Origin of the sequence: Micromonospora sp. NPDC048986, assembly GCF_040649335.1 — a bacterium.
GTDB classification, from domain to species: Bacteria; Actinomycetota; Actinomycetes; order Mycobacteriales; family Micromonosporaceae; genus Micromonospora; species Micromonospora alfalfae.
Map to the genome: position 1 here is coordinate 218034 of NZ_JBEZFJ010000001.1, position 25527 is coordinate 243560.

The 25527-nt window shown below is 71.0% G+C and carries 21 protein-coding genes; 8 read left to right on the forward strand and 13 right to left on the reverse strand.

Annotated elements, in window-relative coordinates; genetic code table 11:
- Positions 1–145 precede the first annotated feature (145 nt).
- On the forward strand, positions 146–952 hold the full coding sequence (locus AB0B94_RS01000) for an RNA polymerase sigma factor SigF (protein WP_357266887.1): 807 nt from the start codon (positions 146–148) through the stop codon (positions 950–952).
- A gap of 6 nt (positions 953–958) precedes the next feature.
- On the opposite strand, the gene AB0B94_RS01005 is transcribed toward AB0B94_RS01000, so the two are convergent.
- The 6 genes from AB0B94_RS01005 to AB0B94_RS01030 form a co-directional block, all read right to left on the reverse strand.
- Positions 959–2026, reverse strand: a complete 1068-nt coding sequence (locus AB0B94_RS01005) for a DUF2855 family protein (RefSeq protein WP_357266890.1) — start codon at positions 2024–2026, stop codon at positions 959–961.
- A gap of 98 nt (positions 2027–2124) precedes the next feature.
- The gene (locus AB0B94_RS01010) at positions 2125–3339 is read right to left on the reverse strand and encodes a PP2C family protein-serine/threonine phosphatase (RefSeq protein ID WP_357266893.1); all 1215 of its coding nucleotides are present in this window, start codon (positions 3337–3339) and stop codon (positions 2125–2127) included.
- Positions 3340–3496: 157 nt separating this feature from the next.
- The gene (locus AB0B94_RS01015) at positions 3497–3670 is read right to left on the reverse strand and encodes a hypothetical protein (RefSeq protein ID WP_357266896.1); all 174 of its coding nucleotides are present in this window, start codon (positions 3668–3670) and stop codon (positions 3497–3499) included.
- Between the two features lie 288 nt (positions 3671–3958).
- On the reverse strand, positions 3959–4987 hold the full coding sequence (locus AB0B94_RS01020) for a medium chain dehydrogenase/reductase family protein (protein ID WP_357266899.1): 1029 nt from the start codon (positions 4985–4987) through the stop codon (positions 3959–3961).
- Positions 4988–5073: 86 nt separating this feature from the next.
- On the reverse strand, positions 5074–5616 hold the full coding sequence (locus tag AB0B94_RS01025) for a TetR/AcrR family transcriptional regulator (protein ID WP_357266902.1): 543 nt from the start codon (positions 5614–5616) through the stop codon (positions 5074–5076).
- Between the two features lie 128 nt (positions 5617–5744).
- Complete coding sequence (locus tag AB0B94_RS01030; protein WP_357266906.1) at positions 5745–6077, reverse strand: nuclear transport factor 2 family protein; 333 nt, start codon at positions 6075–6077, stop codon at positions 5745–5747.
- Positions 6078–6222: 145 nt separating this feature from the next.
- Between AB0B94_RS01030 and AB0B94_RS01035 the strand changes: the two genes are divergently transcribed.
- Entirely contained in the window at positions 6223–6714 is a 492-nt protein-coding gene (locus AB0B94_RS01035) for a helix-turn-helix domain-containing protein (RefSeq protein WP_357266909.1), read from the forward strand.
- A gap of 5 nt (positions 6715–6719) precedes the next feature.
- On the opposite strand, the gene AB0B94_RS01040 is transcribed toward AB0B94_RS01035, so the two are convergent.
- Complete coding sequence (locus AB0B94_RS01040) at positions 6720–7601, reverse strand: helix-turn-helix transcriptional regulator (protein ID WP_357266912.1); 882 nt, start codon at positions 7599–7601, stop codon at positions 6720–6722.
- A 157-nt stretch (positions 7602–7758) separates the two neighbouring features.
- On the opposite strand from AB0B94_RS01040, the gene AB0B94_RS01045 reads away from it, so the two are divergent.
- Positions 7759–8625: an oxidoreductase gene (locus AB0B94_RS01045; RefSeq protein ID WP_357266915.1), complete on the forward strand. Its 867-nt coding sequence runs from the start codon at positions 7759–7761 to the stop codon at positions 8623–8625.
- Here the strand turns inward: AB0B94_RS01045 and AB0B94_RS01050 are convergent, their stop codons facing one another.
- Positions 8626–10218 (reverse strand): MFS transporter, encoded by a 1593-nt coding sequence (locus tag AB0B94_RS01050; protein WP_357266918.1) that lies wholly within the window; start codon positions 10216–10218, stop codon positions 8626–8628. It lies immediately after the preceding gene.
- A 102-nt stretch (positions 10219–10320) separates the two neighbouring features.
- Here AB0B94_RS01050 and AB0B94_RS01055 point away from each other — a divergent pair, with 102 nt between their 5' ends.
- The 4 genes from AB0B94_RS01055 to AB0B94_RS01070 all read left to right on the forward strand — a co-directional run bounded on the left by AB0B94_RS01055 (position 10321) and on the right by AB0B94_RS01070 (position 17187).
- Positions 10321–10800, forward strand: coding sequence for a helix-turn-helix domain-containing protein (locus AB0B94_RS01055; protein WP_357266921.1), 480 nt, complete (start codon positions 10321–10323; stop codon positions 10798–10800).
- Between the two features lie 12 nt (positions 10801–10812).
- Complete coding sequence (locus AB0B94_RS01060; protein WP_357266926.1) at positions 10813–11313, forward strand: hypothetical protein; 501 nt, start codon at positions 10813–10815, stop codon at positions 11311–11313.
- A gap of 259 nt (positions 11314–11572) precedes the next feature.
- The gene (locus tag AB0B94_RS01065; RefSeq protein ID WP_357266929.1) at positions 11573–14650 is read left to right on the forward strand and encodes a S8 family serine peptidase; all 3078 of its coding nucleotides are present in this window, start codon (positions 11573–11575) and stop codon (positions 14648–14650) included.
- Positions 14651–14748: 98 nt separating this feature from the next.
- Entirely contained in the window at positions 14749–17187 is a 2439-nt protein-coding gene (locus AB0B94_RS01070; RefSeq protein WP_357266932.1) for an AAA family ATPase, read from the forward strand.
- Positions 17188–17229: 42 nt separating this feature from the next.
- Here the strand turns inward: AB0B94_RS01070 and AB0B94_RS01075 are convergent, their stop codons facing one another.
- From AB0B94_RS01075 to AB0B94_RS01095, 5 genes are read right to left on the reverse strand one after another with little or no spacing between them, the layout of a single operon-like run.
- Positions 17230–19443: a glycoside hydrolase family 27 protein gene (locus tag AB0B94_RS01075; RefSeq protein WP_357266935.1), complete on the reverse strand. Its 2214-nt coding sequence runs from the start codon at positions 19441–19443 to the stop codon at positions 17230–17232.
- Positions 19444–19489: 46 nt separating this feature from the next.
- On the reverse strand, positions 19490–21577 hold the full coding sequence (locus AB0B94_RS01080; protein ID WP_357266938.1) for an alpha-galactosidase: 2088 nt from the start codon (positions 21575–21577) through the stop codon (positions 19490–19492).
- Positions 21574–22395 (reverse strand): carbohydrate ABC transporter permease, encoded by an 822-nt coding sequence (locus AB0B94_RS01085; RefSeq protein WP_357266941.1) that lies wholly within the window; start codon positions 22393–22395, stop codon positions 21574–21576. Before AB0B94_RS01085 ends, AB0B94_RS01080 begins: the two co-directional genes overlap by 4 nt.
- Positions 22395–23312 (reverse strand): sugar ABC transporter permease, encoded by a 918-nt coding sequence (locus AB0B94_RS01090; protein WP_357266944.1) that lies wholly within the window; start codon positions 23310–23312, stop codon positions 22395–22397. Before AB0B94_RS01090 ends, AB0B94_RS01085 begins: the two co-directional genes overlap by 1 nt.
- A 1-nt stretch (position 23313) precedes the next feature.
- Entirely contained in the window at positions 23314–24609 is a 1296-nt protein-coding gene (locus AB0B94_RS01095; protein ID WP_357266947.1) for an extracellular solute-binding protein, read from the reverse strand.
- Between the two features lie 160 nt (positions 24610–24769).
- Between AB0B94_RS01095 and AB0B94_RS01100 the strand changes: the two genes are divergently transcribed.
- Positions 24770–25516 carry an SDR family oxidoreductase gene (locus tag AB0B94_RS01100; RefSeq protein WP_357266950.1) on the forward strand — a complete coding sequence of 249 codons (747 nt, stop codon included), beginning with the start codon at positions 24770–24772 and terminating at the stop codon, positions 25514–25516.
- Positions 25517–25527: the final 11 nt, after the last annotated feature.

Genomic DNA, 25527 nt, shown 5'->3' on the forward strand with positions numbered 1-25527 from the left:
GTGAACGACATGACGCGGTGGCGAGGCCCGTGCTCGTGGCCTTGCGACAGCGCACCTTCGCCCGTACGTGCGCCCCGGCGTCAGCCGGTTCGGAGATCCTTCCGGTCGACCCGATCGACGGGCATGTGCGGGAGGGGATCACCACATGTCCACAATCGTCGAGAACGCGACCAGCAGCCGCGTCAGCCAGCGCAGCAGCGACCAGAGCCCGGATGAGCTGCTCGCCACCCTGGCGGCGACCCCGGCGGACGATCCCCGCCGCCCAGCACTGCGGGACCGCGCCATCGAGGCGTGGCTACCGCTGGCCCGGCACCTGGCGCGCCGCTACGGCGGACGCGGCGCACCCGACGACGACCTGGCCCAGACCGCCTTCGTCGGGCTCATCAAGGCAGTGGACAACTTCGACCACGACCGCGGCGTCGATTTCAGCGGGTACGCCATTCCCACGATCATCGGCGAGATCAAGCGGTACTTCCGGGACCGCACCTGGGCGGTGCGCGTGCCCCGCCGCCTCCAGGAGCTGCGCCTGTCGATCAGCGCGGCGAACAGCGCCCTGACCCAGACCCTCGGCCGCTCGCCGACAGTCGCCGACATCGCGTCCCACCTCGACGTGTCCGAGGAGACGGTCCTGGAAGGGCTGGAGGGTGCGCGTGCCTACCGGGCCACGTCGCTGTCCACGCCGACCGGGGCCGACGGCAGCCGCGAGCTCGGAGACACCCTCGGCGATGACGACCACGAGTTCGATCTCGTCGAGATCCGCGTCGCCCTCGGCCCAGCCCTCGCCACGCTGCCGGCACGCGAGCGCCAGATTCTGAGCCTGCGCTTCCACGGCAACCTGACCCAGGCCCAGATCGCCGACCGGATCGGCGTCTCGCAGATGCACGTGTCCCGACTGATCACCCGCTCGCTGGCCGCGCTGCGCCGCCAGCTCAACCCGGACATCGCAGCCTGAGCCTGATCAGAGTTGGACGACGTGGCCCACCCGTGGCGGCGTACGACCGGCGAGAACGTCCAGCCACGCGTGTTGCAGCGCCGCCGGCCCGGCACCCACCCGAACGTCGAGCCAGCCGCTCACGACGGCGGCGAAGCGTTGCCAGGCCTCGGTGAACCGCTGGTCGAGGCCGTCGCGGCCCCAGTCGTGGCTGCGCTTGCGCATCTGCACCGGCGCGAAGAACACCTCCTCGGCGGCGTCGGCGTTCGGCGTCTGGTTGGTGAGCCCGACCGCGATGTCCCGGACCAGGCGGTCGCCGAGGCGACGACGCACCGCGGCACGGGTCGAGGGCGCACCGGACAGGTCGAGGTAGACGGTCGGGGCCACGTCGAGGGCGTCGATGTCGTCGTACGACACGACCTCGTCGTAGCAGCCGAGCGACCTGGTGAACGCCAGGTTGCCCGGTGAGGTGAGACCGACCAGGCGCGGCCCTCGCCGGTGCAGCTCGAACGCGGCGGCGTACGCGGTCTTGCTCGACGCCGACGACACCAGCAGCGCCTCGGCACCGTAGAAGTCGTTGTCGACGACCTGGTCGGCCAGCATGAACGAGGTGAAGAACAGCGGCCGGAACAGGATCAGCAGATCCTCCTGGTCGCGCTGGTACGCGGGGTCGCCGATGGTAGACCGGTACGCGTTGTACGGCGACGGCAACTCGGCCCGGTGCGGGCTCGCCTCGCGGAACCCGGTCGCGTCGATCCGGTCCGGTCGCACCACAAGGTGACCGGCGGGCGGCAGGTAGCCGTAGATCCGTTGCCCCACCTCGACCCCGGCCACTGCCGAGGCGACCACCTCGGCGAAGCCCCAGAGCGGTGGCAGGCCCCACTGCGGCCCGAGGCCCTGGGCCGCTGGCGGAAAGAACTGCCAGTAGCGCATCGAGTCGCCGAGCACCGCGTAGGTCACGTTGTTGGCGGTGAGGCCGACGCGGTCCACGCGCAGCAGCGCCTCGCCGTCGGCCGGAGCGGGGGTCAAGCCATCGACGAGCGTGGTCTGCCCGAGGTCGTCACGCGCCACGGCGAAGGTCCATGAGTCAGCCATGAGGTGACGCTAGACAGCCCCGCAATCGAAGACAAGTGCACTGCGAGTGCAAAATCCCACTGCGCAGGCTGAGTGGTCGGGGGCGCTGCGGCGTGGAGTCAGTATCGGAGCGCGGCGAGGTCGCGGAGGTGCGCGAGCGGCAGGTGCGGAGGCCGCCACTCCACGAAGAGGGCCGTCGCGTCGTCCTCGAGCTGGTCGTCCTGGTAGCCGACGACGGCGCGGACCAGGCGACGCATCGTCTCCGGGCTGGGCAATCCGTCGTTCAGGGCGCGGTTGACGAAGTCGACGAGCCGGTCCAGCCCGAACTGCTCCCCCTCGGCGCTGCGTGCGTCGGTGATGCCGTCGGTGTAGGCGAGGATGCGATCGCCCGGGTGCAGGTCCTCGACGTGTACCCGCGGTCGGCGAGGTGACAGGTGGCCCAGGCCGAGCGGCAACACTGTCGGCCCGGGCAGTTCCCGAACGGCCTTGCCGTCGCGCAGCAACATCGCACCGGGGTGACCCGCGTTGATCATGCTGAGTCGGCCGGTCTGTCGGTCCAACTCGATGAGCAACCCGGTAGCGAAGAAGTTCGGGTGCTCGGACCGCACCCAGCGGTCGATGCTGATCGCCGTGTCGACCAGGTCGAGGCCGCACCGACGGGCGTTGCGGTACGCGCTGACCACCAGCGAGGCCAGTGTGCTCGCCTTTATGCCGTGCCCACAGGTGTCGAAGAGCCCGACGCTGAGCACGTCGTCGTTCAACGCGTAGTCGAAGATGTCGCCGCCGACGTCGTAGCACGGTTCGAGGATGGCGGTGACCACCAGGTCGTCGGTGGCGAAGGTCAGCGGTGGGAGCAGACCCCACACGATCTCGGCAGCGACCTGCATCGGCATTCGCCGCCGCATCCGCTCGACCACGTCACCGTAGAGCCGGCGGTTGACCAGGATCTGGGCGATGTTGACCGCCACCTCCCAGGCCGGAGCATCCATCGTCTCGTCGGCGGCGGCCGGCGAGACGATCTCCAGTACACCCATTCGCTCACACCCGAGCAGCAGTGGCACCCACACCCGGTCCGGGTTGTCGGGCGCGCGTTGAATGTCGAGGGTGGTGAAGGCCCGGCCGGCGAGCGTCGTCTCGATCGGCAACTGGCCCCGGTCCAGACCCGCGCCGAGCAGCGGCACGAGGAGGGTCTGCGTGTAGTCGGCCAGATAGATCACCATCTCGCTGGCGTCGATCGCGGGCGCCGCACGGGAGACCAGTTGCGACACCTCGTCCGGGCCGCCCCGGGGCGCGTTGAGCTGCAACCAACGCACCACCTCGCCAACGTCGGCCATGCTCCACCTCCCCCTGTCCTCCCGGATCGCGGGAGTACGTAGCGCGAGCGGTGAGGCTACCTCGCCCGCTGCGCACCCGGCGCCTACCGAGTCGCCTCCGGGCCAGGGCGCGCCGCGATCATCACACCGCCGGCGGCCGGCCCGAGCCGCGCCACCCTCACGGGGATGGCGCGTCGGCGAGGTCAGCCGGGTTGAGGTCCAGGGTGGCGAGCAGCCCGGAGTGCTTGGCCGGGTCCACCCACTCGGGCAGTTCACGCTCGACCCAGGCGGCCCGAGCCAGTTGACCCCGGTCGCGAAGTGCGGCGACGATTCGGTCCCTGGCGATCCTCATCTGGTACTCCCCTAGTTGAGCGTCGAAACAATGTGCACTGAGAATGAACTCGAATGCGCGTCGGGCAACCGACCGCCGGACGCCGACGACGCGGCGACCTGTCGGTCGGGACGCGGTCCGCGGTCAGCCGACACGGCCGGTACGTCGCGGCGATGGAGAAGATGAGCGCTAACGCCCTGGTGGGCTGGTGGCGACGGCGTCTGGCGGCCACCGGGGTCCCCCGGGCGACATGTTCACCGTACGCCCTCACGCCGGCCAGCCGCACCAGCGCCCTGGACGGGCCGGAGGTCAGGGCTCCAGCACCACCTTGCCGGCCCGGCTGCGGTTCTCGGCGAACACCAGTGCCGCGGAGACCTCGCTGAGCGGGTAGCGGGCGGCGATCTGCGGCACTATCACGCCCTGCCGCAGCAGGTCGAGCACGATGCCGAGGTCGGTACGCAGCCGACGGCGGAAGGCGGCGCGGCGGGTGAGCTGGCCGGACCAGAAGTTGTAGAAGCCGGCCCGGTGACCGTTGGGCAGCGCGTTCCAGGTGTAGAGGCGGGTCAGCAGCTTCACGAAGACCCACCCGACCGACTGCCCGGTGCCGACGGCGGCGGCGTTGCCGTAGACGACCAGCTTGCCGCCGGGGGCGAGCAGGACGTACGAGGTGCGTACGCCCGGGCCGCCGACCGGGTCGAAGACGGCGTCGACGCCACCCGGCGACAGCTCGCGGACCCGCGCCGCCATTTCCGGGTCGCGGTAGTCAAGGGGTTCGACGCCGAGTTCGCGCAGCCCGGCGTGGTGCCGTTCGGCGGCGGTGCCGATGACCCGTAGGCCGAGGTGTCGGCCGAGTTGGACGAGCACGCTCCCGACGCCGCCGTTCGCACCGTGCACGAGGATGGTCTGTCCGGCCGTCAGGTCGGCGTCCCGCAGCATCTGCCAGGCGGTCACCCCGTTGACGACGACGGTCTCGGCCTCGGCGGGGTCCAGACCCGCTGGCACCGGGGCCAGGGCGTCGATGTCGACAAGCGCGTGCGTGGCCCAGGCGCCGGTCTTGGTGACCGCCGCCACCCGCGTGCCGACCAGTGCGTTGTCGCCGTCGGGGCCGACCTCCCGGACGGTGCCGACGAGGTCGTAGCCGGGCACGAACGGAAACTTCGGCTGGCCGGGGTAGAGCGCGTGGCGCATCTGCTGCTCGGCGAACGAGATGCCGGTGGCCTCGACCTGGACCAGCGCCTGCCCCCGGGCGGGCACTGGCATCGCGCGTCGGTGCAGCAGGAGGCCATCGGGCTCCACCACGCCGGGCAGCACCACTTCGGTGATCGTGTCGGTGGTCATCGGGTTCTCCCTTGTTTGTAAGTGTGCACTCACACACTTGTTGGGTCACAAGAGCGGGCCGCCGAAGCGGCCCAGCATCGGGTCGGTCAGGGGTGGCGAATGCCGGCGGTCAGGGCGCGCGCCCAGGGCTCCGGGACCTGCTCCAGGCCGGCCGTCACGATCAGGTGGCACAACTGGCCGTACGCGAAGAACTGCTGCACCTGCGTGTCGCTGGCCCCTGCCCGACTCTGCACGAGGGTCGCGACCCGTCGGTAGCCGGCCCGCACCGCCTCGGCGATCTCCGGGATGTCAGTGACGGCCTGCGCCTGCACCTGAAAGAGCAGCAGGTCGCGATCGGCGATCAGCTCCGCGTAAGCGCCGCCCATGGCGTCGAGGATCTCCTGCGGGCTGTCACCCCCGGCGCGCTCCGCACCCGCCTCGATCGCGTCAGCGATCCGGTCGAAACACACTCCGGCCGCCGCCACGAACAGGCCGAGCTTTCCGGAGAAGAGCCGGAAGACGTACGCCTCGGAGATGCCGGCGGCGGCGGCCACGGCGGTGACCGGGGTGGCGTGGAAGCCGGCGCGTGCGAACACCGACACGGCGGTGCTCAGGACGGTGACCCGGCGGGCCTCGGCGGTGGATCGCATGTTTGTAAGTGTGCACTCACAAACAAGCGCCGTCAAGCCCTACACCTGTCATCACGCCCGCCACACCGTCGCCCAGCGCGCCCGCTCGGCCGGGGGCCATGCGGCCCGCCAGGGGGCGATGCGGACCCTCAGGGTGCGATCCGCAGCTGCCGGATCGCGGTGTCGTCGTAGTCACTGAAGCGGTAACGGAGGCCGGCGAACGGGCTGCCGGGAAAGTCGCCCGTGATCGTCGCGGTCACGACGGTGCCGGCGGGAGTGTCCTCGATGTCGGTGATCTCGTACGACACCAACGGCACGGCACGACGCCACGCGCGGATGGCCTCGATGCCCCGCCACTCGGTCGACTCGTCCTCGACCACGGCGTCCTCGGCGAAGAGGGCGAAGTAGTCCTCGGAGTCGGACCGGCCGGCGAGCGCGAAGTAGCGGCGGATGATGGCCGGTACGGCCTGGGTGACAGTCACGGCTGGAGACCCCTTCCGGACGTCGCTGGGCAGCAGGAGGCGCACGCTACCAGGACGTCGTATAGTTACTTCTTAACTAGCACCTACTAACTTCGACACTAGCACCTAGTCGGGAAAGGGCGCAGTTGTGGCCGGGAAGATCCGCTTGGAGGACCGCGAATGCCCGCTGTCCAGCGCGCTGGGCCAGGTGGGCGAGTGGTGGACGCTGTTGATCCTGCACGACGCCTTCGACGGCTACACCCGGTTCGACCAGTTCCAGGCCAACCTGGGCGTCTCGTCCAGCATCCTGACCAGCCGGCTCAAGACCCTCACCGGTCAGGGGTTGCTCGAACGTCGCCGTTACCAGACCAGGCCCGACCGATACGAGTACGTCCTCACCGACCTCGGCCGCAGCCTGCGGCCCGTCGTCGTCGCCCTCGCCGCCTGGGGTAACTCACGCCTCGATCCGAGCGAGCGCAGCATGATCCTCGTCGACCGGGCCACCGGGCTGGAGGCCGACCCGGTGATCGTGGACCGCAACAGCGGTCGACCGCTCGACGACGCCGACTTCGTGTTCGCCGCCGGCCCGGCCGCCAGCGAGACCATGCGCAAACGCTACGAGCACATCCCCACCCAGGCGACCCCGCAGCGGCCCTGACCTGGTCACTCCAGCGGATAGAGGCGGGCCGGATCGCCGGGTCGGAGGCTGTCCGGCACGTCGTCAGCACTGCTGGCGGCGATCGATCCGAGCAGCGCCAACGAGCGGGCGGACTCCGTACCGGGCTCGGCGTGATAGATCACCAGCAGCTGCCCGTCGGCGCCCGCGACCGCGAGCTTGTCGCAGTACAGGTCGAGGTCGCCCACCTCGGGGTGGTGCAGCCGGCTGACCACGCCCTCCCGTCGACGCACCTCGTGGCGCGCCCACAGTCGCCGAAAGCAGTCGCTCTTGAGGGACAACTCCCCCACCAGCGCCGTCAACCGTGGGTCGTCGGTGGCCCCGCCCGAGTCGGCACGCATCTGCCCCACCACGCTCTGCATCGCCTGCCGCCAGTCGCGGAACAGCTCCCGCTCGGCCTGGTCGAGGAACACCGCGCGGAGTCGGTTGGCGCCCGGGGCGAGATTCGGCGACAGCGCCCTCGCCATCAGATTCGACGCCAGGATGTCGAGGTAGCGATTCTGCACGAAGGCCGGCATGGAGAGCTGTCGCAGCAGGTGCAGGATGCTGGCCGGGACCCGCTCGGCGGCCGGTCGGGCCGCCCGACGCGACCGCGCCCGACTCAACCCGATCATGTACGCGGTCGCCTCCGGATCCAGCCGGAGCACCCCGGCGAGGGCATCGAGGACCTGCACCGACGGGTGCCGCTCGCGACCCTGCTCCAACCGGAGGTAGTAGTCGGCGCTGATGCCGGCCAGCATCGCCACCTCCTCACGCCGCAGCCCCGGCACCCGGCGCAGGCCAACGCCCGGGCCGAGCCCGACGTCCTCGGGCCGGGTCTGCTCCCGGCGGGCGCGCAGGAAGTCACCGAGCGGGTTCGTTGCGTCCATGCCACCGACGGTAGATCGCCGGGCCGCCCGGTGACTGGCTGTGTCACTACCAGGAACAGCTCGCCCTGCCGCCCGGGCGGCTGCCGACGCACAGTCGTCGGAGAGCCGGTTCCAAGCGGCCCTCCAGATGTCACGACGACTACTGACAGAGGATGAGATGAGCGAGAACCTTCCCGGTGGTGCCCTCACCCCCGCTGACGGCCTCACCCTGAGCCGGATGGGCTACGGGGCGATGCAGTTGGCCGGCCCGGGTGTCTTCGGCCCTCCCCGCGACCGCGAGCAGGCGCTCGCCGTGCTCCGCGAGGCCGTCGACCTGGGCGTCCGGCACATCGACACCAGCGACTTCTACGGGCCCGTGGTGGTCAACGAGCTGATCCGCGAGGCGCTCCACCCGTACCCCCAGGGTTTGCACCTGGTCACCAAGGTCGGCGCGCGGCGCGGCGCCGACCGCTCCTGGATCCCGGCTCTGGAGCCGGACGACCTCAAGGCCCAGGTCCGGGAAAACCTGAAACACCTCGGCCTGGACGTGCTCGACGTGGTCAACCTGCGGGTAGGCGTGGCGGAGGGCACGGGCGACGCGCCGCTCGGTGCGCAGTTCGCCGCCCTGGCGGAGCTGCGGCAGGAGGGCCTGATCCGGCACCTCGGCCTCAGCAACGTCACCCTCGACCAGCTCGACGAGGCCCAGGCCATCGCGCCGGTGGTCACCGTGCAGAACCTCTACAACGTGGCCAACCGGCAGGACGACGCCCTGGTCGACCGGTGCGCGGCGGAGAACATCGCGTTCGCGGCGTTCTTCCCGCTCGGCGGGTTCACGCCCTTGCAGTCCGACACGCTCGACGGCGTTGCCGCCCGACTGGGTGCCTCACCGCAGCAGGTCGCCCTCGCCTGGCTACTCCAGCGCTCCCCCACCACGGTGCTGATCCCCGGCACCTCCAGCGTGGCGCACCTGCGGGAGAACATGGCGGCGGCCGACCTGAAACTGCCGACCGACGCCATCGAGGAACTGGACGCGCTGGCTTCCTAGCTAGTGCTGGTGCGGCCGGTTGCGGATCAGGGTGAGCGCCAGCACTGCGGTGACCAGGAAGACGACGCCGTTGACCCGCAACCCGGCCTGGACACCGGAGGTCAGTGCCTCCGCGATCGCCGCCCGGACCGGGTCGGGCAGGGGTTGGCCGCCGTTGACGCCGGAGGCCACCGCCGCCTGCACTGCGGTACGGGTGGGTTCGCCGATCTGGTGCGCGGCGAGCCGGTCCGGCAGGTCGGCCACCATCGTGGTGGTGAGGAGCGTGCCGAGCACTGACGAGCCGAGCACCGAGCCAACCTGGCGGGCGGCGTTGACCGCGCCGGAGGCCATGCCTGCCTGGGCGGGCGCGACGCTGGCCAACGCCGCCGCGGTCGCCGGGGCCACCACCAGACCGCTGGCCGCGCCGAACAACGCGAACAGCGCCCAGCGGTCACCGAACGACGTGGTCGGCCCCTGGTGGGCCAGCGCGAAGCTGGCCACCGCACCGAGGACCAGGCCGAGGGTCAACGGCGCCTTGAATCCGGTACGACGGATCGCGCGCCCGGCACCGAAGGCGACCACCACGTACGTGCCGAAGAGCACCAGCATGCGCCAGCCGGTGTCCAGCGGGCTGAGCGCCTGGGCACGTTCGTGGAAGAGGACCAGCAGGATCGCCACGCCGGTGAAACCGAACAGCGACACCGCGCCGACGACCATGACGGCGCTGAACGACGCGGACCGGAACAGCCGCACGTCGAGCATTGGCGCGCTGGCCCGCAGCTCGACCAGCACGAACGCGACAAGTGCGACGACCGCGACGACCCAGGCCGTCGACACCACCGGGTTGGTGTAGCCGACCTTGCCGCCCTGGATCAGCGCGTAGACGGCGGCCGCGATGGCGACGGTGCCCAGCAGCAGGCCGGGCACGTCGAGTCGGGCGGCGTTCGGCCGGGACTCGGTCACCCCGACGATGGCGACGACGAGGGTGACCAGCCCCAGCGCGATCGTCGACAGGTAGACGCTGTGCCACTGGTGGTGCCGCAACAGGAAGCCGGCGATGAGTGGGCCGATCGCGAGGCCGATGCCGGAGGCCGCCGACCACGCGGTGATGACCTCGGTCCGTCGGTGCGGATCGGTGAAGGTCGCGCCGAGGATCGCCAGACTGTTCGGCAGGATCAGGGCCCCGCCGAGGCCGGCGACCAACTGCCCGGCGATCACCCACCCGACGGTCGGAGCGCCAGCCACGACGGCTGCGCCGACGACCATCGCGACGACCCCGGCGCCGAACATGCGCTTACGCCCGTATCGGCTCCCCAGGGTGGCCGCGGACAACACGACGCTCGCCACCATCAGGGTGTAGGCGCTGGGGATCCAGACCAGAGTGGTGGGGTCGACCCGCAGGTCCCGCTGGATCGTGGTCAACGCGGAGACCGTCGCGGTGATCTGGAGGAACGTGATCATCGCGCCCAGGCACATGGCGATCAGGGTCACCGGGCGGGAGCCGCGCACTGACGCGCGGGCACGGACGGCCGGCCCGGGGGCCGCCGGCCCTGGTGGGGTCTCCCCGGGTGCTGTCGCTCCGGGTGGGGTCGGGGCCGTGGCGCTGGTGGTCACTGAAGTTCCTTCACGCTGGTGGTCTGACTTGCGTATGCTGAAGTCAGCTCGACCCAGTGAAGCACCTGGCTAGCTTCCATGCAAGTCAGGTACGCTGGGGGCATGGAGGACCTACGAGGCGACCGCGATTCCTGGACGAGCGAAAACTGCTCGGTGGCCCGGGCGATGGACATCGTGGGCAGCCGGTCGACGGTCCTGATCATGCGCGAGGCCCTGCTCGGCACGCGCCGCTTCGACGACTTCGTCCGCCGGGTCGGCGTCGGCGAGCCCGCCATGGCCGCCCGCCTCAAGGAAATGGTCGCCGCCGAACTGCTCGAACGAATCCCCTACCGGGAGCCCGGGCAGCGCACCCGCCACGAGTACCAACTCACCCGCAAGGGCCGCGAACTCCTGCCCGTCATCACCGCACTGCGCAACTGGGGCGACACCTGGGCCGCCACCGACACCGGCCCGTCCGTCGTCGCCACCCACCACGACTGCGGCGAGCCGATCCGCGCCGTACTCCGCTGCGCCGCCGGCCACGAGATCGCCGACAGCGACATCGACATCATCGCCGGCCCGGGCCTCGTCCGCCGCGACTGAACCCGGAAGGCCGTGGCCGGACCACCGCACCGCCGCCAACCAGGTCGCGCGGCAACGCCCCGGCCCGGCAGCTCTTCCTGGCCGCGAACCCTGCGCCGCAGCCGCCGCTGGCTCGTCAAGACGGCCACCACGGTCGAGGGCCGAGCATCCCTCGACCGGGCCGTCGCGGTGCACGCCGCAGTCAGCCACCCGACCATCGTCCGTCCCACCTGGACGATCCACGGCACCGCTGGACCAACCCTCGTCTACCCCTGGTACGACGGCACCGTCCTGAACCACGCCACAGCGCACGGCACGGACCGCAGCGCGCTGACCCGGTTCCAGCGCCTGCCGGTCCCGCAGGTCGAGGTGGCGCTCGACGCGATCCTCGACGCCCACCTCGCCGTCAGCGCCGCCGGCCTCGTCGCTGTCGACCTCTACGACGGCTGCTTCCTGTACGACTTCGCCGCCGATGTGGCGTTGCCGGCCGCGCCTGCTGTGGGTCAGTGCAGGCAGTTCCGCCCGCCTCCTTGACGCCGTAGGAGAGGCATCCGGAGTCCTGTGCGTCGAAGACCACGAAGGCCGACTCGACCGGCGGCACGGCCATCCGACCAAATGGCACGGATCCCGCCTGTCGGCGCTTCCAAATGACGCGCAAAGTACCCGTTGTGTTACGAGCTTGTTTCCAAGATGACGGCGAGGTTACGGGTGCTTCTCGATGATCGGTACCGATCCTAGGTTTCGGCCACCGTCATCAGTCGTGGCGGCCGGCACCGAACGTGGAGGCAACGACGTGCCACAACCGAACGCACATCGGACCGGACGGGCCAGGTACGGGGTCAGCATGCTGGCCGCCGTGGCGCTGACCGCGGCCGGCCTGACCAGCCTGCCCGCCAGCGCCACCGCCGCGCCGGCCGGCAGTGGGCCAACCGCCCGCTACCTCGTCCAACTCGCCGAGGAGCCGCTGGCCACCTACACCGGCGGGGTTCCCGGGATCGCGGCGACCAAGCCGACCGACGGGGCCAAGCTGAACCGCACGTCCGGGAACGCCAACGCGTACCGGGACCACCTGCGCCAGCAGCGTAAGTCGGTGCTGGACCACGTCGGAGTGCCGGCCGAGCGCACCCGCGTCACCATGGAGACCGCGTTCAACGGCTTCGCCGCCGACCTGACCGGGCCGCAGGCCGCCCGGCTGCGCGCAACAAACGGTGTCCGAGCGGTCTACGAGAGCCAGAAGGTGCACGCCGCCACCTCACACACCCCCGACTACCTGGGCCTGACCGGCAAGGGCGGGGTGTGGAACAAGGAGTTCGGCTCAGACTCCCACGCCGGTGAGGGCGTCATCATCGGGGTCATCGACAGCGGTTACTGGCCGGAGAGCGCGAGCTTCGCTCCGCTGCCCAGCCCGCGCCCTGACCAGGCCATCATCGACGCCAAGTGGAAGGGCACCTGCGACGTCGGCGTCGAAGCGCCGGTCACCTGCAACAACAAGGTGATCGGGGCGCGCTGGTACAACGACAGCGGCATCGCCGAGGCGTTCCCGGACGACTACTCCTCGCCGCGTGACCGCAACGGCCACGGCACCCACACCGCCAGCACCGCGGCCGGCATCCACGGTGTGCGGGCCACGTCGGGCACCCAGGACCTGGGCGTGATCTCCGGCATGGCGCCGGCCGCGCGGTTGGCCATCTACAAGGCTCTGTACGACAACGGCGCTGGTGGCGCGACAGGCACCGACATCGACATCGTGCACGCCATCGACGACGCGGTCGCGGACGGCGTCGACGTGATCAACTATTCGATCGGTGACGACACCGAGCGGTTCGGGGCTGTCGACGCGACGTTCTTCAACGCGGCCGCCGCCGGGGTGTTCGTCGCCGCCGCCGCCGGCAACTCCGGTCCGTTCGCCAACACCGTCGACAACTCGACGCCCTGGCTGACCACTGTGGCCGCGAGCACCACCGACCGGCAGAACACCCGGAAGCTCACCCTCGGCGACGGCACCACCATCGCCGGTGTGGGCATGGGTGAGACCGGTGTCGGGCCGGCCCGACTGGTCTTCGCGAAGGACAGCGCGATCGATCCGGGCGGCGCCTACGGTGCCGGCCTCTGCGCCGACGACACGTTGGATCCGGCCAAGGTCAAGGGCGCGATCGTGCTCTGCCTGCGCGGCGAGATCCCGCGTACCGACAAGAGCATCGAGGTGGCCCGGGCCGGCGGCGTCGGCATGGTGCTGTACAACGACGAGCTGAACTCCTTGAACGCCGATGTGCAGGCAGTGCCGACAGTGCACATCAACGAAGTCGATTTGGCCACTGTCACCGCCTACGTCGCCACTGGCAACGCCACGGCGACCATCTCGCCGAGCAGGCTGGAGACGGTCGAGGCGCCCGCTGTCGCCGCGTTCTCCTCGGCGGGCCCGTCGAACCTGAACGCCGGTGAGCTGCTCAAGCCGGACATCAGCGCGCCCGGTCAGGACATCGTCGCCGCGTTCTCCCCGTCCATCGGCGGCAACGACTTCGCACTGGAGTCGGGCACCTCGATGGCGGCGCCGCACATCGCCGGCATCGCCGCCCTGCTGCTTGCCAAGCACCCCGACTGGTCGCCGGCCGCGGTCCGCTCGGCGCTGATGACCAGCGCGGTGGACAAGACCGACAAGGGCAACCCGATCAAGATCGGCACGTACGACGCGACCCCGCTGAACTACGGCGCCGGCCAGGTCGCGCCGGGCAGCGCCTTCGACCCGGGCCTGGTCTACGACTCCAACCAGCAGGACTGGATCCAGTACCTGTGTGGGGTTTCCGCCGACCGGGGCGGCGACTACGGGCTCGGCGGCCTGGACGGCTGCGACACGATCGGTGCGATCGACACGGCACAGCTCAACTACCCGTCCATCTCGCTCGGCCGGATGGTGGGCAAGCAGACCGTGACCCGTACGGTCACCAACGTCAGCGACAAGACCAGCACCTACTCCTCGTCGGTGCAGGCCCCGCCGGGCTACCAGGTCAAAGTCACCCCGAAGAAGCTGCAGATCCGCCCGGGCAAGAGCGCCCGCTTCACCGTTGAGGTCACCAACACCGGTGGCGCCTTCGACACCTGGGCCGACGGCTCGCTGACCTGGCGCGACCAGTTCAAGCACGCGGTACGCAGCCCGCTGGTGGTGCGCAACTCCGGGTTGGTCGCCCCCGACGCCATCACCGGCACTGGCACCTTCGGCAGCGTCCGGATCGCCGCCGAGGTCGGCTACCAGGGTCAGCTGATCTCCCAGCTCTCCGGGCTCACCTCGGGCACCAGCAACGTGGTCACCCTCAAGGGCGACGGGCCGAGCTGGGACTGGAGCACGTCGAACAACCTGCCGGTGCCGCTGCCCGCGTCGATCAGCAGGACCACACTGCACGTGCCGGCCGGGACCCGCAGCCCACTCGTCCAGGTGACGTCGGGGCGGCCCACCTGCTCCCACATCGACTGGGACGACGAGGAGGGCGTGATGGAGTGCACCGAGTTCAGCCTCAACGTCTATGACAAGTTCGGGAAGTTCGTGACCGCCACGGCCAGCGGCCGGGACGGCGCCAAGGTGACACTGCCGGACGGTGCCGGTGACTACATCGTGGTCGTCGAGCAGGAGTTCACCGAGAACATCAGGGACGGCGCGAACGCGTACACCGTCACCAGCTACCTGCCGGGCGCGCCGGGTACCTCCACCGGCCGGTTCACCATCGACCCGAAGCAGCGCAGCGTGCGGCCGGGCGCGACGGCGAACCTGACAGTGCGCTGGTTCGGTCTCGCCCCGGGCCAGCGTTACCTCGGGGTGTTGGAGTTTCGCAACGGTGACGGCTCACTGAAGACAGTGCCGGTCACCATCCAGTCCTGACCCTTCCCCCCAACCCGGCGGATCGGCGTGTGACCCAGGTCACCGCCGGTCCGCCGGCCCGCCGTCGCGCCGCGAAGAGATGATCTGCTCGGCCCACGGTGATCGACGGCGGCGAGGACAAGACACGGGGCGGCGGGAGCCCAACTCCCGTCCGCCCCGAACGTCTGCGCGGGCCCGTCGAGTTCGTCGGCCGGGCGGCGGAGCTGGCCCAGCTACGCCGGATCGTCGCCACCCCGCCCTGCCTGATCCTGCTGGAGGGTGAGCCCGGGATCGGCAAGAGTCGGCTCGTCGCCGAACTGCTCGCCGAACTCCCCGGGCGGCACCTCATCGGCGAGTGCGACGACGTGCCCGAACCCTTCCCACTCGGCGTGCTGCTGGACGCGATCCGGGGCGGCGCCGACCGGCTCGGTCCGCTCAGCCCGGTGGCCGGCGCCCTCGCGCCGCTGCTGCCCGAACTGGCCGACGTGCTACCTGACGCGCCGCCCCCGTTGACCGACCAGGCGGCCGAGCGACATCGCCTGCTCCGCGCCGTCGCGGCGGTGCTGGCCGCGCTGAGCCCGGCCACGCTGTTGCTGGAGGATCTGCACTGGGCGGACCCGGCTACCTGCGAACTCCTCGCCTACCTGAGCACCCACCCGGTGGAGGGGCTGGCAGTGGTGCTGACAGCGCGCACGGCGACGCCGGGAAGCAGTACGCCGATCCACGACGCCCTGTCGCGGACTCCCCCGTGGAGCGTCACGCGCGTTGCGCTCGGCCCGCTGGACGCCGACGACGTACGCAGGCTGGCGGCCCGCACCCTGCGCCTCGATGATCCGCCGCAGCAGCTCACCGCCACCCTGCTCGACCGCACCGCCGGCATCCCGTTCGTGGTCGAGGAGGTGCTGCGGACGCTCGCCGAGCGCGGCGGCGACCCGTTGGCCGACGACAGCGTCCCGTTCGTCCTGCGTGACGTGCTGCTCTGGCGGTTGCGCCCGCTCGACGAGGCCACCCGGGAGGTGCTCGGCGCGACTGCCGTACTGGGGATGACGCCCGATCAGCGCATCCTCGCCTCGGTGCTCAGCCTGGACCGGGTGGCGATCGGCGCGGCGTTGACCGCCGCGCACCGCGCGGGCCTGCTGCACGACGCCGGTGACGGCCTGCGGTTCCGGCACGACCTGGCCCGCCAGGTGGTGTACGACCTGATGCCCCGGGAGAGCCGGGAGTGGCTGCACCTGCGGGTGGCGCGGGTGTTGGAACAGGAGTTGCCGAGGCCGGTGGCCCAACTGGCGCACCACTACCGCCGGGCCGGCAGCGGGGCCGACTTCGTCCGCAACGCCGAGGCGGCAGCCGACCTGGCCACCGAGCGCGGCGACGACGCGACAGCCGCAAGCTTCCTGCTCCAGACGATGGACGTCGCCGAGCTGCCCCGACCGGTACGGGTTCGGCTCGCCGCCAAGTTGGGCCGGTCGGCCATCGACGGGCTCACCCAGGCCGAGGCGATCCCGGTGCTGGAACGGCTGCTCGCCGACCGACGGCTGCCGCCGGGCGCCCGCGGTGAGCTGGGTCTGGTGCTCGGGCGGATGCTGCGACAGCAGGGCGAGGCGCTGCGCGGGTACACCGAGATCGAGCGTGCCGTGCCGTACCTGCGCGCGCCGCGCCGCAAGGCCCAGGCGCTCGCGGTGCTGGCGGCCCCTGACACAGTCGTCGACCGGCACGTCGACGACCACCTGGCCCGCTGCGCGGAGGCGGAGACCGCCGCAGCGGCCAGCGGGGATCCGGCGGCGCACCTCGCGGTTCGTATCGCCCGCGCCTCGCTGCTGCTGGAGCTGGGCGACCCCGCGGCCTGGGCGATCATCTCCGAGCTGCGGGCGTCCGCGGAACTGGCCGACCGGCCCCGCGAACATGCGCGAGCCTGCCTGAACTGGGCGCAGGGCGCGCTGCACGCCGGTCACCCGGAGCAGGCCGAAGCGTTGCTGGCGGCCGGTCGCGCGCTGGTCGACGAGACCGGGTACGAGCGGCTGGCGTCCCTGGTGGAGGCGACCGAGCTGTCGCTGGACCGGGCCGCCGGCCGGCCGGACGGGCTCGCCGAGCGGCTCAGCCGGTTGGTCGCCAACGCCGAGCGGATGCCGGTCACCCTGCTGGACGCGCAGGCCGAACTGGCGACAGTGCTGGCCCTTACCGCCGGCACCGCAAGCGGGAGACACGACGCTGCGGAATCGGCCGAACGGGCGCTGCGGGAGGTGGTTGCCGACGCCCGGCGGGTCGGTGCGATCTGGCCGCTGGTGCAGGCGCTCTCGGCGCTGGCGCGGCTCACAGCGACCGGGTGCCCGGACGAGGCCGTCCGGCACGCGGCGGAGGCGCTGGCGCTGGTACGCGGAAAGGGCATCCTGGCGTGGGCCGCCGAGGCCGTGTGGGTGCTGGCCGAGGCGGCAGCCGCAGCCGGTGATCCGGGGCGGGCCGCGGAAGCGGTGGCCGAACTGGAGGCCGGGATCGCGGGCCGGGACGCGCCGCTGGCCCAGGCCGCCTTACGCCGATGCCGGGCACTAGTGCCGGCCTGAGCCGCTGTGGCGGGCCGTTTGTCGACGGCCCGCCACAGTGCGTCAGAGCGTGACCTGGTGCACCCGGTTGTCGACACCGCGTACCGCCAGCCAGGCGCTGCCGTTGGCGCCGGCGGCGGCCCCGGGAGCGCCCCGGAACGCGTCGGTGGCGAACTCACCGCGTCGGAACCAGCCACCCCAACCGCCGTCGGCCAGGTTGCGCTGCCAGAGCCGGTTGTCGGCGGCCAGCGCGAACAGGTAGACCCGGCCCGAGGTGGCGAGCAGGGTCGGGCTGCCGCTGGTGGTGCCGCCCAGGTTGGTCCAGGCCGACCAGGTGGTGCCGGTCCGGCTGCTCCACCACACCTCGTCGGTGCGACTGCGGACCGCCACGTGCAGCACGCCGGCGTCGTCGACGACAGCGCTCGGCCGACCGTAGAACGGCCGGTTCTCGGGAGCCCCGACGCCGGTCCAGCCGGCGCTCGGCGTACGCGACCAGAGCTTGCCGTCGGCACCGCGGGCAACGAGCGTCCACTGCGTCGGGCTGGTCCAGGCCACTGTGGGCGCGTCGGTCAGCGTGCCACCGAGGCTGCGCCACGGTCCCCAACCGCCGGCGGTGTAACTGCGCTGCCAGGCGGCGTCGTCGGTGCCGCGGACGAAGACGTCGAGCCGCCCGTCGGCGGAGCCGTACGCCGCCGGCTGGCCGAGGATCCGGCCGCCGATCGGGCCGCCGAGGGAGGTCCAGTGCGTGCCCCACGTCGTACCGCTCCGGGTGTTGACGGCCAGCGCGCCGGAAGCGTCGCGGACGAAGGCGGTGGCGTGGGTGTCGTCCACCCGGACCAGCGCCGGGCTGGCGCTGGCGGTGCCGCCGAGGTCGGCGCCGGCGACCTGGTCGGTGCCGGTCAGGCCGAGCATGGCCACCCCGTGCGCCGGCACCTCGACGGTGTACGAGCCGGCGAACGGCTGAACACCAGGGCTGCTCGGCTGGGCGTCCACAGTGGAGCGGGACCACAGGTCACGGACCTGCACCGACCCGCCGAGAGCGACGTCGGCGAAGTTCACGGTGATCTGCTGGGCGGTGTCGTGCCGGTTGAGCAGCGCGACGGCCCGCTTTCCGGAGCCGGTGAGCACCTTGCTCCAGACCTGCGCGTCGGTGCCGGTGTCGGCGACCTTGATGCCCTGCCGGACCAACGGGTCCTGGTCCACCGCGATGATCTCCGGGTTGGTCAGCGCCGAGATCATCTCCTTCGGCAGGCCACGCGGGTCGGAGCCGATCACCAGCGGAGCGGCCATGATGGCCCACATGCCGAGCTGCGTCTTGGACTCGTCCAGGCTCAACTCGTACCCACCGTCGGGCAGCGGGCGCATCGGCAGCAGGTAGTCCGGGTCGTTGTAGTGCCCCGGCCCGGTGGCCGCGGGGTGGTACGCGTTGACGTCCATGTTGCGCAACACCCACTGGTACGCCCACTGCGGGGACGGGTCGGTGAGCCCCACGTCCGTGTAGGTCCGCCAGGAGTCGGCGATCGTGGGCGCGTACGTGTAGCTCCAGGTGGAGAGCTGCTCCGGGGTGTACGGGCCGCCGCCCCAGTCCGAGCTGACCGGGTTGCAGATGTTGAGCAGCATCGGTCGGGGCGACTGGCGTACCGCCTCGGCCAGCTCCCGGAACGTGGCCTCCGGGTCGAGGCCGGCGGCCCGGCCGCACAGCCAGTCGGCCTTCAGCGCGTCGAAGCCCCAGCCGGCGAACTGGGCGATGTCCGCCCGGTAGTGGCCGTTGCTGCCGAGGCCGCACTGCCCCGGCAGGTAGGGGCCGGCGTCGGTGTAGATGCCGGCCTTCATCCCCTTGCTGTGGATGTAAGCGGCCAGAGCGGCCATTCCGCCGGGGAAGCGGGCCGGGTCGGCGACGAGCTGGCCGGCCGCGTTGCGCGGGGTGGGTGCTGCCCAGTTGCCGTCGATCCACACGTAGGTGTAGCCGGCGTCCCGCAGGCCACTGTGGACCATGTGGTCGGTGACCGACCGTACTTCGGCCTCGGTGGGGTCGCCACCGAGACCGAAGTAGGTGTTCCAACCCTGGTAGGGCGTCGGGGCGAGGCCGCTGTTGAAGAAGGTCGGCGCGCCCTGGTCCTCGGCGCCGGTGGCCGCCGGGGCGTGACCGGGGCGGCCGGGCCCGTGGCCGGCCTGCGGCGGGTCGGCGTGGGGTGGGCCGGCCATCGCCGGCATCGGGCTGGCCAGGCCCAGGCCGAGCACGGCCAGGGCAGCGGTCAGCTGTCGGTTCAGGCGCATGGAGGTACTCCTGTCCCTCGGGGGTGGGGGTGGTGGTGCTCCGAACTCAGCAGCGGGTCAGCACTATGAGGTCGGCGTCGTGGGTAGCGCTCCAGCGCACTGGCAGGCCGACAGTGGCGAGGTGGCTGCCGGAGTAGTGCTGATCGCCGTGCGAGTAACGGGCCGCGGAGTCGAGGCCGCGCAGCGGCAACCGGACCGGGCGGGACGGAAGCAGCCCGGCGCCGTCGAGCCGGCCGGTGTGCCAGGCAAGCACCACCACCTGGTTCTCGTCCGGCGCGGTGTACTGCACCGCACACCGGGCCTGGTCAGGGCCACCGATCAGGTGCACCTCGCCGCGCGTGACGACGTCCCGGATCTCCTTGTAGCGGGCGATCCAGCCGGCCGCCTCGGCCCGCTCGGCCGGGGTCCACGCCCTGATGTCAGCGCCGATGCCGAGCACACCGGCCATTGCCAGGACGAATCGGAACGCCAGCGAGCGGGGGCGGCTGTCGAACAGGCCGGGCGCGTCGGTGACCCAGGAGCTGAGCAGGTGTGGGGCGTTGGCGTGCAGGAAGCCGTACTGGATGGCGAGCCGGTCCAGCGGGCCGGTGTTGTCGCTGGGCCAGAAGACGTCGGCCCGGGCGGCCATCGCCAGGTCGGTCCGCGCGCCCCCGCCGGCGCACGCCTCGATCAGCACACCGGGGTGGTCCCGGCGCAACCGCTCGTAGATCCGGTGCAGGTTGGCGACGTGCGCGCCGTCCAGGTCGAACGGGCCCAACCCGCCGAACCGACCCGGCTCGGTACGGGGCCTGTTGAAGTCCCACTTCAGGTAGTCGATGTCGTACCGGCGCAACAGGCCGTCGACTGTGGAGTGGACGAACTCGGCGACCTCCGGCCGGCCCAGGTCGAGAAGGTACTGGTTGCGGACCGGAGTGAGCGGTCGGCCGTCGACGGAGTAGACCCAGTCCGGGTGCTCGGCGTACAGGGAGGACCTCGGGTTGACGCACTCCGGCTCGACCCAGAGCCCGAAGTTCAGCCCGAGGGCGCGGACGTCGGCGATGAAGGTGTCGAACCCGGCCGGGAACTTCGCCGGGTCGGGCGTCCAGTCGCCCAGCCCGGCGGTGTCGTCGTCGCGGCCGACGAACCAGCCGTCGTCCACCACGAACGTCTCCACGCCCAGCTCGGCGGCGATCCGGGCGAGCGCGAGCTGACTCCGCGCCTCGACGGCGAAGTAGGTCGCCTCCCAGGAGTTGTAGAGCACCGGGCGAGGGCTGAGCCGGTCGGCGGCCAGCAACCGCTGATGCGTGTGCCAGACCCGGGCCAGCCCGTCCAGGCCGTCCGGGCTGTACGCCCCGGTGATCACCGGCAGTGTCAATCGCTCGCCGGCGGCCAACTCCAGCGGGCCGTCGACCAGTTGACGGCCGACCCGGACCCGGGTCAGGCCGCCGGTGTCCCGCTCGGCGCTGATCTCCCAGGAGCCGGTCCAGGCCAGCGCCATCCCCCACGCCGGACCGGCCGGCTCGGCGGTGTCGCGCACGGCCAGCCAGGGCACGTGCAGGTGCCCGGGTACGCCCTGGGAGCTGCCGATGCTGAACGTGCCGTGGCCCAGCTCGACGTGGGAGAGCTGGAACTCCTGCGCCCACTGCCCCCACTGGTGGCTGAGCAGCGCGCCGTGCGGCGTCGGTACGCAGAACCCGCCCGAGCCGGCCCGGACGACCCGCAGCGCGTCGGTGCCGTCGTTGGCCAGCTCGACCCACCGCTGCACCACGTCGGTGCCGACCGGCACCCGGTAGTGCACTGTGGCGCGCAGCCCGGTCACCGCGTCGGCGAAGTCGACGGCCAGTTCCCGCTGGTCGGCGTCGACCCGCGCGTCGGTGTGCACGAAACCCACCCGGCGCTGCCCGTTCACGGTCTCGATCACCAGGTCGGCGCCGGTGAACGGGCGGTCGGCGTCGGTGGCGTACTCGATGGGAGCCGCGTCGCCGGGGGTGAGGAACGGGACCGGGCCGTCGTAGGCGACCGGCGAAGGCCCGTCGGAGACGCCGTGCGGCCCCCACGCGACCAGCTCCAGCCAACGGCCGTGCGCGGGCACGGCGACGGTGTACTCGGTGTGCGTGCCGCGCAGCGTCCAGCGCTGCCCGGCCCCGGCGGTCACTTGACCGCTCCGAGCGCCAGTCCGGAGACGAAGTGCCGCTGGAAGCGGAGGAAGACCGCGACGGTGGGCACCGCCGCGATGACAGTACCGGCGGCGATGACGTTCCAGGACGAGACGAACTGGCCCTGGAGGGCGAGCAGCGCCGGGGTGACCGGCATGTTGTCATCGGTACGCAGCACGGTGATCGCCCAGAGCAGGTCGTTGAAGATCCAGGTGAAGGAGAGCGCCCCGAGAGCTGCCAACGCGGGTCTGGTCAGCGGCAGCATCACCCTGGTGAAGATCTGCGCGGTGCCGGCGCCGTCGATGGTGGCCGCCTCCTGGATCTCGCCCGGCAGGTCCCGCATGAAACCGTGCAGGACGAACGTGTAGAAGCCGAGCCCGAAGCCGACCTGCACCGCGATCAACGCCCAGAGCGTGTCGTACAGGCCGGTCAGCTCGCTGAACTTGGCCACCGGGATGAGCAGGATCTGCGGTGGCAGCAGGTTGCCGGCGAGCATCAGCAGCAGGATCGTGCGCCGCCCGGGGATCCGGAAGCGACTCAGCGCGAACGCGGCCATCGCGGCCAACCCCAGGCTCAGCGCCACCGACGGGACGGTGACCAGCAGGCTGTTGATCAGCGCGCGCAGCTCGCCGCCGTCGGTCCACGCCTGCCGGTAGGTGTCCAGTGTGAAGGACCGGGGCAGGCTGCCCACGCCGTGCGCGGCGATGTCGTCGAACGACCGGGTGGACATCACCACCACCCAGAGCACCGGGCCGAGCCAGAGCAGCGAGAGCAGGATCATGCCGGTGTGGAAGGCCCCGGTACGGAGCTTGTTCATCACGCTTCCTCCCGGAACGCGCGGACCAGGTAGCCGAGGATGACGGCCAGCGCGAGCACGAAGATCACGACGGCGATCGCTGAGGCGTAGCCCAGCCGCAGGCTCTGGAACGCTGTCGAGTACATGTAGGTGCTGAGCAGCTCCGACGAGTGGTACGGCCCGCCCTTGGTCAGCGACCAGACGATGTCGAACGAGCGCAGCGAATCGATCACGATGACCGACAGCACCACGGCGTTGACCCCCTTGAGCTGGGGAATCGTGACGTGTCGTAACCGCTGCCAGGCGTTGGCGCCGTCCATCCGGGCCGCCTCGTGCAGCGCCGGGTCGATCGCCTTCAGCCCGGCCAGGAACAGCACCATCACGTAGCCGATCTGTCGCCACAGGGCGGGCAGGATCACCGCGTACAGGGCGGTCTGCGGGTCGGCGAGCCACGGCCGGATCAGGTGCTCCAGGCCGACCGCCCGCAGCAGCGTGTCGGCGATGCCGTCGGGCTGGTAGAAGACCCGCCAGACCAGCGCGGTCACCACCAGCGAGAACACCACAGGGGTGAACAGCGCGGCCCGGTAGAAGCCGACGAAGCGCCGCTCCTTCTGTAGGACGAGCGCCATCCCGAAGCCACCCAGCACGGAAAGGCCACCGAAGAGCACCAGCCAGATCACCGTGTTGATCAGCGCACCCCGGAAGGTGGCGTCACCGGCCAGCTCGACGTAGTTGTCGGTGCCGACGAAGGTCGGCGGTGTCATCCCGTCCCACCGGGTGAGGGAGAACCAGAAGCCCTGGATCGCCGGCCAGAACACCCAGACGCTCTCCACCGCGAACGGCACGAGGACGAACGCCACCAGCAGCGGCGACAGTCGAGCCGACCGTCGCCGCCGCCGGGTGGGGGTGACCGAAGTCGTGGAGATCGTTGCTGTCACGTCAGCCCTTGAAGACCTTCTCGGCGCCGGCCTGCCACTCCCGCAGGATCGCGTCGATCTGGTCCGGCTTGTCGATGAACTTGGTCAGCGCGGTGTCCGCCGTCGGCTGGAGCGCGTCGCTGGAGTCGCGGTTGAAGAACTGGGTCAGCTCCTTGGCCTCGTCCAGCATCGCCTTGCCCTTGACCACCAGCGGCGAGTCGGACGCCTTGGCCTTCGGGTTGGCCGGCAGCACGATGCCGGAGCTGGCCTTGACGTACGCCTCCTGGGCCTCGACCCCGGAGAGGTAGCTGAGCAGGGCCTTGGCGCCGGTCGGGTTGGCGGTCTTCGCGCTGGCGAAGAAGCCGTCGGTGGGTGCCTCCTCGGCCAGCGGCACCGCCGGGTCGATGATCGGGAACCGGAAGAAGTCGAGGTCGCCGAGCGCGTCCTTGGGTGCGGCGTCGGCGAAGAACGTGCCGATCAGGAACATGCCGGTCTTGCCGGCCAGCAGCGCTGTGGTCGCCTCCTGGAACGGGTACGCCTTGCCCTTGGGGTCGAAGTAGGGCAGGGCCTCACGCCAGCGGGTGAAGACCGCCTTGACCTTCGGGTCGTCGAAGCGCTGCTTGCCGGCGAGCAGCTCGCGGTGGAACGGCGCGCCGTTGATCCGGATGTTCAGGTAGTCGAACCAGGCCGAGGCCACCCACGGGGTGTCGCCGAGGCCGATGCCGATCGGCGGGACGCCCTTGCTCTTCAGCGTCTCGCAGAGAGCCAGGAACTCGGTCCAGGTCTTCGGCTCCTGCACGCCCCACTTGGCGAAGTTGGACTTGCGGTAGAAGAAGCCCCACCAGTAGTTGTTCATCGGCACGAAGATCTGCTTGCCGCTGGCGTCGGTGGAGAGGGTGCGCAGCGACTGGGGGTAGTCGTCCAGTGACTTCCACACCTCGGAGACGTCCAGCAGCAGGTTCTTGCTGGCGTAGTCGTTGGCGACCGAGCCCGCGTACCAGGTGTAGAGGTCCGGCGGGTTGGCCGAGGTCAGGTAGGTCGGCAACTGGGTCCGGAAGGTCTCCGAGGCGATCGTGTTGAGGCTCGCCGTGCCCTTGCCCTGCGCGTTGAAGGTCTCGATCAGCTTCTCCATCGCCGCCTTGGCCTGCGGCGAGGAGAGGTTGGACTGGATGGTGACAGCGCCCGAGCCGTTGCTCGTGGTCGGCCCGCTGGCGGAGCTGGCGCACGCGCTGAGGAACGAGCTGGCGCCGAGCGCGCCCAGGCCGGCGAGCCCAAGGTGGCCAAGGAATCGCCGGCGACCGGGGTCGAAGTCGCTCACGGAGGTATCCCTTCCTTTACGACACTCAGCGTCACCACGCGATGTGTCGTCCATGTGAATGCTGTGACCAGAAGGTTGCATCGGCCGTCGCCGACTGTCAAGATATCTTCGTAATTAATGATTAGAAGAGACCAAGGCGAGGGGTCAGGTGGATCAGCTTATGCGTCGGCTTGAGGGCAAGAACGCGCTGGTCACTGGTGCGATGGGTGGGATCGGCACGGCCATCGCCCGGCGACTCGCCGCCGAGGGAGCAGCGGTTGCGCTACTCGACGTGACCGACCCGGCCCCGCTGGCCCAGGAACTGACAGCGCGGGGCAACCGCGCACTGTCCGTAGTGGGCGATGTCAGCGACGAGGCCGACTGGACGGCCGCCGTGCGCGCCGTACGGGACCACCTCGGCCCGGTGGACATCCTGGTCAGCACCGCGTACGCCGTGCGGGTCGCCCCGGCGCACGAGACCAGCCGACAGTCCTGGGACCAGCAACTCGGCGTCAGCCTCACCGGCTCCTTCCTCGGCGTCCGCGCCTGCCTGGACGACCTGCGGGCACGCGCCGGCGCGGTGGTGCTGATCTCCTCGGTGCACGCGCTGGTCGGGTTGCCCGGCCGACCCGCTTACGCAGCGGCCAAGGGCGGCCTGCTCGCGCTCGGCCGCCAACTCGCCGTCGAGTACGGCCCGCAGATCCGGGTCAACACGGTGCTGCCCGGGCCGATTCTCACCGCCGCCTGGGCCGATGTGTCCGAAGAGGACCGTCAGCGAAGCATCGCGGAGACCGTCGCGAAACGCTTCGGCACACCGGACGAGGTGGCCTCCACAGTCGCCTTCCTCGCCTCGCCGGACGCCGCCTACATCACCGGCGCGAGCCTCGTGGTGGACGGTGGCTGGACAGCGGTGAAAGCCTCGGCCTGAGAGAGATCGAT